The following is a 12801-nucleotide window of genomic DNA, read 5'->3' as shown; positions in this document are numbered from 1 at the left end:
CGGGCCCGGGGGCCGCTCAGCCGAGCAGCCCCCGGGCCCTTTCGTACAGGTTGAGCACCGCGCAGGCGACCGGCACCACGGAGACCACCAGGGCGGTGTCGGCCAGGTCGGCGACCCGACCGACGTACGGGGAGACCGGACGGCGGGCGTACGTGGTGCCGGCGGCCACCGCCAGCAGGGCCAGCGCCAGCCCGCCGACGACCAGCGCGAGCCGACCGGCCGGACCGGAGCGCTCGGCGAGGACGGCGCCCAGCACGGCATACCCGGCGAGGCCGGCGACCACGGTCGGCACCCGGTGACGCAGCGCCACGAACAGCCGGGAGCGGAGCAGCAGCACGGTCGCGGCGACCGCCACCAGCAGCCGGCCGGCCAGCCCGCCGGAGAGGCCGAGGACCAGCGCGGCGGCCACCGCCAGCACGGCGTGCCCGAGCAGCATCCCGGTGAGCATCTCCTCGGTGCGGGCGACCGCCGCGTAGACCCGGTCCCGGTCGGGCAGGTCCCGGGCCCGGTCGGCGTCGCCCGGCTCGCCGGTCGGCAGGGTGATCGGGGGCAGCGGCACCTTGCCGAGCCGGATGGCCAGCAGCGGGACCGCCCCCACGGCAAGGACCAGCACGCAGAGCAGGACCGCCGCCGTCCCGGCCGGGTCGAGCAGCAGGCCGCCGAGCGCCGCCAGCGCGCCGGCGGACCCCGCGGTGGCGCCGGCCACGAAGACCCGGAGCCGGGTGGCGATGCCGACCAGCCCGAGCACCGACACCAGCAGCAGCGCCACCGAGCCGGCCAGCAGCTCGGGCGCCCCGAGCCAGCGCAGGCCGGCGACCGGCCCGACCGGGTCGCCGGAGCTGACCGCCAGGGCGCCCGCAACGGCCGCGTACGGCAGGGCGTAGCCGCCGAGGGTCGCGCCCGTCGAGGCGTCCCCGTGGGCGCGGGACGCCACCACCCCAGCGAGGGTGAGCAGCAGCGCCACCACGGCGGCGGCCGGCCAGCCGGCCCGGTGCCCGGGCCCGCCGGCCGCCAGGGCGAGCAGCCCGACGGCCAGCGGCACGGCCGCCCCGGCCAGGGCGGCGGCCCGGGTGGCGGCGGGCGACCACGCGCCGCCGCGCCGCCGGGCCCCGTCGGCGATCGCCTCGACCACGTCGTCGTACTCCAGCTCGGGCCACTGCGCGCGGGCCGGCACGAGGTGCAGCACCTCCCCGTCGCGGACGCCCTGCGGCAGCAGCGCCTGCGCGGTGGCCAGCACCGCGCCGTCGGTGCGCCGCAGCACCCAGCCGCCGTGCCGCTCGCCGTCGTCGGCGAGGCCCTCGCCGGCGTGCCGCAGCACCTCGGGCAGCAGCTCGGCCAGGGGCACCTGCTCGGGCAGGGCGACGTCGACCCGTCGCTGGGGGGCGCTGATGGTGACCCGGGCCAACCCGATTGTCATCGACCGGCCTCCATATCGAACGGGGTTGGTGGCTGCGCGGACGACAGGACTTTACCTACCATGTGTCGGGCTCGGGTCACCGAGCGCTGTCAGGAGGTCGAGTGTCCACTGTCGTCATCAAGCGGCCACCCCGACGTCCGGCGCCGGAGATCCCGGTCGGCGAGCTGCCGGTGGACGCGCCGCCGGAGATCCCCGCCGTCACCGGCGGGCGCTGGCAGCAGCTGCTGATGGTGCTGCCGATGCTCGGCGGCACGGTGGCGATGGCGATGATGTTCGGTCGCGGCGGCGGGGCGTACTCGTACGTGGTCGGGGGCATGTTCGGGCTCTCCTCGCTGGCCATGCTGGTGACCTCGTGGGGCAGCGCCTCGGGCACCCCGAAGAAGTCGGAGATGATGGCCGCCCGGCGGGAGTACCTGCGGCACCTGACGGCGCTGCGGCGTCGGGTCCGGCACACCGCCGGGCAGCAGCGCGCCGGGCTCTACTACCGGCACCCGGATCCCGGCCGGCTCTGGTCGACCGTCGACAGCCACCGGGTCTGGGAACGGCGTCCCGCCGACCCGGACTTCGCGGTGGTCCGGGTCGCCGTCGGCCCGCAGACCCTCGCGACCCCGCTGGTCCCGCCGGTCACCCGCCCGCTGGAGGAGCTGGAGCCGATGACGGCGGGCGCGCTGCGCCGGTTCCTGGACGCGTACTCCGTGGTGCCCGACCTGCCGGTGGCACTCTCGCTGCGCAGCTTCGCCCGGGTCTTCGTCCGGGACGCCACCGGCGGTCCGGGCGACGGGTCGGCCGGCCAGGCGCTGGCCCGGGCGATGCTCGCCCAGCTCGCGGTCTTCCACGCCCCGGACGAGCTGCTCGTCGCGGTCTGCGCGGGGCCGGAGCGGCAGGCCGCCTGGGAGTGGGTCAAGTGGCTGCCGCACGCCCGCCACCCCACCCGCACCGACGCCCTCGGCCCGGTGCGGCTGGTCACCAGCGCGGCGGCCGAGCTGGAACGGCTGCTCGACGAGGTGCTGGCCAGCCGGTCCCGGTTCAGCCCGGCCGGGCCCGCCACCGACGGCCCGCACGTGGTGGTGGTGCTCGACGGGGGCGACCTGACCGGCGCCACCGACCTGACCGGGGACGGCGGCATCGACGCGGTGACGGTGATCGACCTGGACACCCCGCCGCCGCGCCTGCTCGACCGGTTCGCGCTGCTGCTGGAGCTGCGTCACGGCCGGCTGCACTCCCACTCGGCCGAGGGGCACGCCGAGGTGGGCACGGCGGACCGGCTCGACCCGGTCGACGCCGAGGCGATCGCCCGGCGGCTGGCCCCGCTGCGGCTGGCCACCGCCGTACGCGGCCCGGACGCCCCGCCGGGCGCCGAGCCGGGCCTGCCCGAGCTGCTCGGTCTCGGCGACCCGGAGGGCTTCACCGCCGAGCAGGGCTGGGCGCCCCGCTCCGCCCGGGAGCGGCTGCGGGTGCCGATCGGGGTGGGCGCCGACGGCGGCGCCATCGAGCTGGACCTCAAGGAGTCGGCGCAGGACGGGATGGGACCGCACGGCCTGCTGATCGGGGCGACCGGCTCCGGCAAGTCGGAGCTGCTGCGCACGCTGGTGCTCGGGCTGGCCGCCACGCACAGCTCGGAGCAGCTCAACTTCGTGCTGATCGACTTCAAGGGCGGCGCCACGTTCGCCTCCTTCGACCGGCTCCCGCACACCGCCGCGGTGATCACCAACCTGGCCGACGCGCTCCCGCTGGTCGACCGGATGGTCGACGCGATCAACGGCGAGCTGGTGCGGCGCCAGGAGCTGCTGCGCCGGGCCGGCAACTTCGCCAGCCTGCGCGACTACGAACGCGCCCGCGCCGCCGGCACCCCGCTCGCCCCGCTGCCGTCGCTGCTGCTGATCTGCGACGAGTTCTCCGAGCTGCTCTCGGCCAAGCCCGACTTCATCGACCTCTTCGTGCAGATCGGCCGGCTGGGCCGGTCGCTCGGCGTACACCTGCTGCTGGCCTCGCAGCGGCTGGAGGAGGGGCGGCTGCGCGGACTGGACACCCACCTGTCGTACCGGATCGGGTTGCGGACCTTCTCCGCGCTGGAGTCCCGGACGGTGCTCGGCGTGCCGGACGCGCACGAACTGCCCCGCTCCCCCGGGCACGGCTACCTGCGCTTCGGCACCGAGCCGCTGGTGCGGTTCAAGGCCGCGTACGTCTCCGGGGCGCTCCGCCGGCGCGGCGCGGCACCGGGCGCGGGCGGCGCGGGAGTCCCGCGCCTGCTCGCCTTCTCCACGCACCTCGTGCCGAAGCCGGAGCCGGTCGGGCCGCCCGCCCTGCCCGCCTCGGCCGACGAGGGCGACACCGGGAGCCTGCTGGAGCTGATGGTCGACCGGCTGGCCGGCCAGGGCCCGCCCGCGCACCAGGTCTGGCTGCCCCCGCTCGGGCGGGCGCCGGCACTGGACGAGCTGCTCGGGCCGGTCGCCACCGACCCGGCGCGCGGGCTCGCCTTCGGCAACCCGGAGCTGCACGGCGCGTTGCAGGTGCCGGTGGCCGTGGTCGACAAGCCCTTCGAGCAGCGCCGCGACCTGCTCTGGTTGTCGCTGGAGGGCGCCGCCGGGCACGTCGCGGTCGTCGGCGGGCCGCAGAGCGGCAAGTCGACGGCGCTGCGCACGCTGATCTGCGCGCTGGCGCTCACCCACACCCCGGCCGAGGTGCAGGTCTACTGCCTCGACTTCGGCGGCGGCGGGCTGGCCGCGCTGCGCGACCTGCCGCACGTCGGGGGCGTCACCGGCCGCGCCGACCCGACGGCCGTCCGGCGTACGGTCGGCGAGATCGCCACCCTGCTGGTCGACCGGGAACGCCGCTTCGCCGAGCTGGGCGTGGAGTCGATGGCCGCCTGGCGGCAGCGGCGGGCCGCGGCGGCCGGCACCGGCCAGCCGGGCGCCGACCCGTTCGGCGACGTGTTCCTGGTGGTGGACGGCTGGGCCACCCTGCGCGGCGAGTACGACGACCTGGAGCCGCTCGTCACCGACCTGGCCACCCGCGGCCTGTCGTACGGGGTGCACGTGGTGGCGACCGCGGTGCGCTGGCTGGACTTCCGGCCGGCGATCCGGGACCTCTTCGGTTCCCGGCTGGAGCTGCACCTCGGCGACCCGTCCGACTCGCTGGTGGCCCGCCGGGCGGCGGCGAACGTGCCGGAGAAGACCCCCGGCCGGGGCGTCACCGCGGAGAGCCTGCACTTCCTCACCGCGCTGCCCCAGCTGGCCGCCTCCGGCGGGGACACCACCGATCTCGTCAAGCAGGTCGCCGGGAGCTGGACGGGGCCGGCCGCGCCCCCGGTGCGGCTGCTGCCGCCGGTGCTCCCGTACGCCGAGCTGGACCTGACCTCGACCACCGGCCTGCGCATCCCGGTCGGGATCGCCGAGGCGGACCTGCGCCCGGTGGTGCTGGACTTCGCCACCGAGCCGCACTTCGTGGTCTTCGGCGACGCCGAGTGCGGCAAGTCGTCGTTCCTGCGCGCGCTGGCCACCTCGATCATCACCCGGTTCACCCCCGAGCAGGCCCGGGTGATCCTGGTCGACTACCGGCGCAGCCTGTCCGACCTCACCGAGGCCCCGCACCTGATCGGGTACGGCTCCGCCGCGGCGCACACCACCGAGCTGATCGATTCGGCCGCCGGCTACATGCACGGCCGGGCTCCCGGGCCGGAGGTCACCCCCGCGCAACTGCGGGAGCGGTCGTGGTGGTCCGGGCCGGAGCTGTTCGTGCTCGTGGACGACTACGACCTCGTGGCCGGCGGGCCGGCCAACCCGCTGCGCGCGCTGGAGGAGCACCTGCCGCACGCCCGGGACGTCGGGCTGCACCTGGTGCTCGTCCGGCGCTCCGGCGGCGCCGGCCGGGCCCAGTACGAGCCGATCGTGCAGCGTCTCCGCGAGCTGTCCACGGCCGGGCTGGTGATGGCGGGCAGCCCGGACGAGGGGGCGCTGGTCGGTCCGGTCCGGCCCGGGCCGCTGCCCCCGGGGCGCGGCCGGCTCGTCACCCGGCGCGAGGGCGTACGGCTGGTCCAGCTGGCGTATCTGCCGTCGCCGTGACGGGTGTCCCCGGATCGCCCCGCAAGGCCGCGGGGAACCGGTAATCTCCGATCGTCATGTTTGCGTCTGGGATGAACGGCTTGAGGATGTGACCACGGTGCGGCACAGCTGTCCGCCGGCGGGCCGGCGGATCGCCGGACGCGCGTTGCTCGGGGTGGCGGCCGCCGTCGCCTCGGTTGCCGGTCCGGTCACCCCGGCCGACGCCGCCCCCCGACCGGTCGCCGCCGCCCAGCCGGCCGCCGCCGTCCCGGTGCCGCTCGCGCCCACCGACAGCCAGAGCCGCCCCGACCAGATCCGCGACGAGCAGTGGCAGCTCGACGCGTTGCAGGCGAAGGCGGCCTGGCGCAGCTCGACCGGGCGCGGGGTCACCGTCGCGGTGATCGACTCCGGGGTGGACGCCGCCCACCCCGACCTGGCCGGCCAGGTGCTGCCTGGCCTCGACCTGGTCGACTCCGGGGGCTCCGCCGACGAGCCCGACCCGGTCGGCCACGGCACGACCGTGGCCGGGCTGATCGCCGGGCGGAACGACGACAAGCACGGCGCGGTGGGCCTCGCGCCCGACGCCCGGATCCTTCCGGTCCGCGTCCTCGACGCCGAGAACCGCTACGACGACGCGATGATCGTCGCCAAGGGTGTGCGCTGGGCCGTGGACAACGGCGCCCAGGTGATCAACCTGTCCCTCGGCGGCAGCGGCGACAGCGCCGCCCTGGCAGCCGCGATCGACTACGCCTTCGCCCGGGACGTGGTGGTGATCGCCTGCACCGGCAACGTGGCCGCCTCGTCCAGCTCAGAGGTCTGGTACCCGGCCCGGGAGCCCGGCGTGATCGCGGTCGCCGGGCTGGACCGCGACAGCGACAACCTCTGGTCCGGGTCGATCACCGGGCGGTCCACGGTGCTCGCCGCCCCGGCCACCGGCCTGGTCGGGGCCCGCCCCGGCGGCTACTGGCGCGTGCAGGGCACGAGCTTCGCGGCGCCGCTGGTCGCCGCCACCGCCGCGCTGGTGCGGGCCCGCTACCCGCAGCTGTCCGCCGGCGACGTGGTGAACCGGCTGCTGACCACCGCCCGCGACATCGGCCCGACCGGTCGGGACGACCGCTTCGGGTACGGCCTGGTCGACCCGGTCGCCGCGCTGGACGCCGAGGTGACCCCGGTGGGCCGCAACCCGCTCGACGACCAGTCCTCGCCGGGCGTGGTCGGGTTCGGTCCCGCGCCCGGCTCGGCGCAGGCCGACGTCTCCGGGGCCGGCAGCGACCAGCTCGGCCTCACCGTGCCGCGCGGGCAGACCCGCTGGGCGGCGCAGCCGGCGGGCACGCACGAGGAGGCCACGCCGGAGCGGCTCTGGACCGGGGCCGCCCTCTTCGTCGCCCTGCTCACCGGGGCGGCGCTGATGGTGCGCCGGTTCCGCCAGTGGACCCCGCTGGCCGCCCCGCGTCGCCCGGCCCGGGTGGAGCGCCGCCCGCCCGCGAGCTGAGCGGGCGATCCGAGCCGGCGGGCGAGTCGGCAGCCCGAGCCGGCGGGCCGCGCCGGCGGCCCCGAGTTGGCGGTTCGCACCGCGAGCGCGCTCCGACTGTCCGATCCGGGTCTGACCTGGCCGCGTCCCGGGTAGAACTGATGCCATGAGCACGCCGGGCCCGCGTACCCTCGCCGCGCCGCCGCAACCCTCGTGGCGCAGCCGCCGCCTGCACCCTGACCACTCCCGCGGCCTGCGGCTCACCCTCGCCGTCGGGGCCGCGTTCCTGGTGGTGGTGCCGTTCACGCTGCTGGCGCTCCTGGTCCTGGGAGACTGGCCCCCGCTGCGCCGGCTGGACACGGCGGTGACCGACGCGCTGGCCGGCTACGCCGCCGAGCACCCGGCGTGGGTACGCCTGATGTCCCTCTGGACCGACGTGTTCGCCCCGATGCCGCTGCGTGTCGGCGCACTGGTCCTGGTCCTCTGGCTGGTGCGGCGGGGGGCCCGGCAACTGGCGGTCTGGGTCGCCGTCACGATGACGGTGGGCGGCCTGCTCAGCCCACTGCTCAAGCTGCTCTTCGGCCGGTCGCGGCCCGACCTGCCCGACCCGGTGGCCCAGGCGCCCGGCCTGGCCTTCCCGTCGGGGCACGCGCTCAACGCCGCCCTGGCCGCCGGGGTGCTGCTGGTGGTGTTCCTCCCGCACGCCGGGCCGGTCGCCCGCCGGGTGGTGATCGCTGCCGCGCTGCTGCTCGCCCTGGTGACCGGCTTCAGCCGGGTCGCCCTCGGCGTGCACTGGACCAGCGACGTGCTGGCCGGCTGGCTCCTCGGCGTGGCCGTGGTCGCCGCGACCGCCGCCGCCCTCACCGTCTGGCGGGCCACCCCGCCCGGCCGCCCGTCCCGACGCGGGCAACGCCCGCCGGGCGCGGACCGCCCGGGGCGGCCGGCAGAGCCCGGCCCGTCGGGCGCCGACCGCCGGGAACGGCCGTCCGGACATGGGCCGGCGCGCGCCGGGCGCCCGGGACCGCCGTCGGAACCCGGGCCGGTGGGCGGTGTGGCACCGCGCTGACGGGCCTCCGCGCCGACGCCGACCGGGAGATTACGCAACTGCCTCCCGTCGCCCCCGCGACCCGGCGGGCAGCGGTCAGGTGCACTCGCCGGTGCCGACGGCGCGGGTGCGCTCGGCACCGGCCAGGGCGACCGGGCGGGCCTCGGCCGCGGTCACCGCGAACCCGGTGTTCGGGTCGTCGGCCGCCGCCGCGAAGATCACCCCGAGGACCAGGCCGTTCGACGAGACCAGCGGGCCGCCGGAGTTGCCGCTCTGCACGAGCGCCCGGATCGTGTAGATCTCCCGGGTCACGTTGCCGGCGGAGTAGATGTCCGGACCGGTGATCCGGTCGACGTCCCGGACCCGCGCCGACTGGGCGTTGTACGGCCCGTCGAGCGGGAAGCCCAGCACGATGGCGTCCGCGCCGCTACCCGCGTTGCCGGCGGCGAAGCGCATCGAGGGGCCGGGCAGCCCGGGCACGTGCAGCACGGCCAGGTCCCGGTCGGGGTCGTAGACGACCACCTTGCTGTCGTACCGGTCGCCGTTCAGCTCGACGACCGTGGAGCGGGTGCCGGCGACGACGTGCGCGTTGGTCATGACCCGGTCGTCCGCGTAGACGAAGCCGGAGCCCTCGATGCGGCGCGAGCAGCTCGGGGCGGAGCCGAGCACCTTGACGACCGACCGCTGGCTGTTGACCACCACCTGCGAGCCGGCGAGCGCCGGGTCGGGCGGGGACACCTGCCGGGCGCGGGTGGGCGCCAGGTCGCCGAAGACGTCGGGGAAGCCGTTCGTGTCGACGGTGTCCCGCAGCGCCGTGGAGAGCTGCTGCGCCTGGTCCGGCAGGACCCGGTCCACCACGGTGAGCAGCGCGCTGTTGCGGACCGAGGAGGCCAGCCAGGGCAGCGACGACGAGCCCAGCGGCACCGCGACGAGCCAGGCGACCAGCAGCACCGCGAAGAGCGAGACGAACGCCCCGCCGATGTCGTCGGCCCGCCTGCCCACGTCGCTGGTGATCACCTTGCGCAGGTGCGAACCGACCCAGCCGGCAAGCGCCTGGCCGACCACCGCCAGCCCGAAGACCGCCACCAGGGAGATCAGCACGCGGGTGCCGCTGTCGACGAACTGCTGCGCCAGCAGCGGCCCGACCTGGAGACCCACCAGCGCGCCCAGGAAGAAGCCGCTGAACGACAGCACCCCGATGACGAAGCCCTGGCGGTATCCGCTGATCGCGAACACGAGCATGAGCAGCAGCAGTACGAGATCCACGGCGGACACGCGTCAAGCGTACGGGCACCCGGCCCGCGAAATGACCATCGCGTGCGGAAGGTGACCGTCCGTTCAGCGCACCGGAGTCTCGTCCACCGCGTCCGTGCCGGCCGAGGGCGCCGGGGTGGCCCCGGTCGGCGGCAGGTCGACGACCCGGTCGCGCGGCCACGGGCGGGCCCAGCCACCCATCTCCAGCAGGGCGGCCAGGACCCCGGCGGTGAAGCCCCAGACGAGCATCCCGCGCGCCGAGAACGCCGGGCCGATCCAGCCGCTCGGGTGGCGTACGCGCATCCGGTTCTCCGGGTCGACCAGCTCGCTGACCGGCAGCCGGGCCACGTGTGCCACCTCGGCCGGCTCCCGGGGGTGCACCGGGTGCGGGGCGTGCCACCAGGCGAGCACGGGGGTGACCACGAAGTCGCTGACCGGGATCCAGAGCTTCGGCAGCTCGGCCAGGACGGTGACGCTGGCCGGGTCGAGGCCGACCTCCTCGTTGGCCTCGCGCAGCGCGGTCGCCGGGGCGTCCGCGTCCTCCGGGTCGGCCGCGCCGCCGGGGAAGGCCGGCTGGCCGGCGTGGTTGCGCAGGGTGGCCGCCCGCTGGAGGATCAGCACGTCCGGGCCGGCACCGGGCTCCTCGCCGAGCAGCACCAGCACGGCGCTCTCCCGCCCGCCGGTCTCCGGGGTGGCCAGCCTGGTGAAGTCCTCGCTGCGCGCGCTGCCGAGCCGGGCGAGCAGCGGGTCGAGCCAGCCCGGCGGCTGTCGGCTCACGCCGGCACCCCCGCGCCCCACCGCGCCCACCGGCGGCGCACGCCCGCACCTGCCCGCCCGCGGCTCACGCCGGCACCGTCAGGCCGAGGTGCTGCCGGACCAGCTCCGCCAGGCGGGCGTCGTCGAGCGTGCCGGAGGAGTCGACGTGCCGGACGTTGCCCTGCCCGTCGACGAGGACGGTCAGGGGGATGGCCTTGCGCCTCAGCTCCTGCTTCAGCCGCTCGCCCCGGTCGACCAGCACCGGGAAACGGATCCCGAAGTCCTCGCCGATGGCCTGGGCGCCCTCGCGGCTGTCCCCGCTGTTCACCCCGATCACCCGGAGCTGGCCGGCGGCCCGGTCGCTGAGCCGCTGGAAGGCGGGCAGCTCGTCGCGGCAGGGCGGGCACCAGGAGGCCCAGACGTTGACCACGGCCGGGCCGCGCAGCTCCCGGAGGGCGACCGGCGCGCCGCCGGTGAAGCAGTCCAGGGTCAGGTCGGGCAGCGCCTGCCCCGCGCCCCCGGACGCCGACGCCGGGGCGCCGGACGCGGGCGGGGTGCCGAGCGCCGAGCAGTCCTGGAACGGCGACGGCCGGTTCGCGGCGGCCTCCTGCCGGCCGGTCGGGCCGCTCTCCTCCTCGGTGCCGTTGCCGGCGGTGCACCCGCCCACGGCCAGCAGCACGGGTACGAGCAGGGCGGCGAGTCGGCGGTTCATCGGTTCACCGTGGTTCGCGACTGCGGGGCTCGCAACACCGGCTCACTCCTCACGCTCACGGTGCCTCCGCCACAACGGCCTGGACGGGAACCAGCTCCGGGTCGACCCCGGCGGCCACCGCCAGGTCCCGGGCGCGGGGACCCTTGAGCAGCCGCGCGGCCGCCGCCGGCTCCGTCGGCCCGGTGCCGTACGACGGGCAGAGCTTCGTCAGCGTGCACGCGCCGCAGGCCGGCTTGCGGGCGTGGCAGACCCGCCGGCCGTGGAAGATCACCCGGTGCGACAGCATCGTCCAGTCCCGCCGGGGGAAGAGCGCCCCGATCGCGTGCTCGATCTTCACCGGGTCGGTCTCGGCGGTCAGCCGCCAGCGCTGCACCAGCCGCCCGAAGTGGGTGTCGACGGTGATCCCGGGCACACCGAAGGCGTTGCCGAGGATGACGTTGGCGGTCTTGCGGCCGATGCCGGGCAGCGTCACCAGGTCGGCGAGCCTGCCGGGAACCCGGCCGTCGTACCGCTCGACGAGGGCCTGGCCGAGCTTGATCAGGGAGTCCGTCTTGTTGCGGTAGAAGCCGGTGGGCCGGATCAGCTCCTCCATCTCCGTCCGGTCCGCCCCGGCGTAGTCGGCGGCGGTCGGGTAGCGGGCGAAGAGCTTCGGGGTGACCTCGTTGACCTTCTTGTCCGTGCACTGCGCGGAGAGGATCGTCGCGACGGCCAGCTCCAGGGGGCTGGAGTGGTCGAGTTCACAGTGCGCGTCGGGGTGGGTCTCGGTCAGCGTCCGGCCGATCCGCCGGGCGCGGCGCGTACGCCCGAGGTCGGTCTCGGTGGAGCCGGAGGAGCTGGTGGTCACGCCGGCCAGCCTACGTCGCCGGAGTGACCGGACGCCGGGGCCACGCGCCGCCCCGGTCAGCCGCCCTGCGGCGGGCTGATCGCCCCGGAGTCGTCGAACCGGGCGCCGGTCTCCGGGAAGTCGCTGCGGGTGAGCTGCTTCACGAGGCCCAGGCCGCGGTCGTCGCCGTCCATCGTCGGCTTGCCGGCGGAGTTCATGTACGTCGATACGAACGACCCCCCGGCCCAGCTGCCGTCCGGCTTCAGCGACACCTTGAGCACCCCGCCCCAGCCGAGCCGGCCGGCGTTGCTCAGCGAGTTGCCCCCGCCGGCGAAGTTGCCCAGGCTGTACGCGATCAGCCGGCCCTTGTAGAACTCCATGCCGCGCAGCACGTGCGGACCGTGCCCGACGATCAGGTCCGCCCCGGCGTCGATCATCGCCTTGGAGAACTTGACGGGGTCGCCCCGGTTCTCGCCGAGGAACATCTCGGTGCCCGGCCGCACCCGGGTCTTGTCGGCCCCCTCGCCGCCCATGTGCACCTGCACCACGACCACGTCGGCCTGACCGGCCGCCTTGGCGATCACCTGCTTCGCCTCGGCGATGTCGACGAGGCTGTTGGACCAGACGTACGACGAGAAGCCGGCGACCGCGACCTTGACCCCCTTGACGTCGACGACGGTGATCTGGTCGGGCGCCCCGGTGTGCGCGAGGTCGTGCTTCTCCAGCGCCTTCTGCGTGTTCTCGTAACCCTTCGGGCCGAAGTCGTAGCCGTGGTTGTTGGCCTGGTTGAGCAGGTCGAAGCCGGCGTCGCGCAGGTGTGCGGCGTACTCGGGCGGGGCCCGGAACTGGAAGCAGCGGGTCGAGTTCGGGCCGCACTTGCCGGTGCCGGTGTCGACGGTGAGCGGCTCCTCCAGGTTGCCCATCACCAGGTCGGCGGCGAGCGCCTTCTCGACGGAGTCGAAGAAGCCCTTGCCACCGTTGGCAGGCAGCCGGTTCGGCGCGTTGCCCATGATGATGTCGCCGGTCGCGGAGAGCGAGATCGCCTGCTCTGCGGGCTGTGCGGGCTGGCTGGAGCGGACCGGGGCGCCGGTGCCGCCGGCACCCGCGCCGGGCTGCCAGACGGGGTCGCCCCCGGACCCGGGCTGGCCGCAGCCGGCGGCGAGCAGGACGGTGAGCAGCGCGCCCAGGGCGAGCGCGACCCGGCGGGGCGGAGGGGAGGCGGCAGAGTACATCGAGCGCGACCCTATCGGGTATGCAACGCCGGGACGAGACCCGATCGGACG

At 76.0% G+C, this 12801-nt stretch carries 8 protein-coding genes and 1 pseudogene; 3 read left to right on the top strand and 6 right to left on the bottom strand.

Going from position 1 to position 12801, the window contains the following annotated elements:
- Window positions 1-16: 16 nt before the first annotated feature.
- Complete coding sequence (gene eccD / locus AB0G14_RS11265) at window positions 17-1417, bottom strand: type VII secretion integral membrane protein EccD (protein WP_357696124.1); 1401 nt, start codon at window positions 1415-1417, stop codon at window positions 17-19.
- A 101-nt stretch (window positions 1418-1518) separates the two neighbouring features.
- On the opposite strand from eccD, the gene eccCa reads away from it, so the two are divergent.
- From eccCa to AB0G14_RS11250, 3 genes and pseudogenes are all read left to right on the top strand, one after another.
- Window positions 1519-5478 carry a type VII secretion protein EccCa gene (eccCa, locus tag AB0G14_RS11260; RefSeq protein ID WP_357696122.1) on the top strand — a complete coding sequence of 1320 codons (3960 nt, stop codon included), beginning with the start codon at window positions 1519-1521 and terminating at the stop codon, window positions 5476-5478.
- A 97-nt stretch (window positions 5479-5575) separates the two neighbouring features.
- On the top strand, window positions 5576-6949 hold the full coding sequence (gene mycP / locus AB0G14_RS11255) for a type VII secretion-associated serine protease mycosin (RefSeq protein WP_357696120.1): 1374 nt from the start codon (window positions 5576-5578) through the stop codon (window positions 6947-6949).
- A 145-nt stretch (window positions 6950-7094) separates the two neighbouring features.
- Window positions 7095-7814 (top strand): annotated as a pseudogene (locus AB0G14_RS11250) (phosphatase PAP2 family protein); the annotation flags it as partial.
- Window positions 7815-8069: 255 nt separating this feature from the next.
- Here the strand turns inward: AB0G14_RS11250 and AB0G14_RS11245 are convergent.
- From AB0G14_RS11245 to AB0G14_RS11225, 5 genes are all read right to left on the bottom strand, one after another.
- Window positions 8070-9248: a MarP family serine protease gene (locus AB0G14_RS11245; protein ID WP_357696118.1), complete on the bottom strand. Its 1179-nt coding sequence runs from the start codon at window positions 9246-9248 to the stop codon at window positions 8070-8072.
- Between the two features lie 63 nt (window positions 9249-9311).
- A complete protein-coding gene (locus AB0G14_RS11240) occupies window positions 9312-10004 on the bottom strand; it encodes a CoA pyrophosphatase (RefSeq protein WP_357696116.1) in 693 nt (230 codons plus the stop codon).
- 64 nt (window positions 10005-10068) lie between these two features.
- A complete protein-coding gene (locus AB0G14_RS11235) occupies window positions 10069-10695 on the bottom strand; it encodes a TlpA disulfide reductase family protein (protein ID WP_357696114.1) in 627 nt (208 codons plus the stop codon).
- A gap of 55 nt (window positions 10696-10750) precedes the next feature.
- Window positions 10751-11539, bottom strand: a complete 789-nt coding sequence (gene nth / locus AB0G14_RS11230) for an endonuclease III (RefSeq protein ID WP_357696112.1) — start codon at window positions 11537-11539, stop codon at window positions 10751-10753.
- 56 nt (window positions 11540-11595) lie between these two features.
- On the bottom strand, window positions 11596-12750 hold the full coding sequence (locus tag AB0G14_RS11225) for a CapA family protein (protein ID WP_357696110.1): 1155 nt from the start codon (window positions 12748-12750) through the stop codon (window positions 11596-11598).
- Between the last annotated feature and the right edge of the window lie 51 nt (window positions 12751-12801).

This window comes from Micromonospora sp. NPDC023814 (genome assembly GCF_040639595.1).
GTDB lineage: Bacteria > Actinomycetota > Actinomycetes > Mycobacteriales > Micromonosporaceae > Micromonospora.
This window is presented reverse-complemented; position numbering and strand designations above follow the sequence as displayed.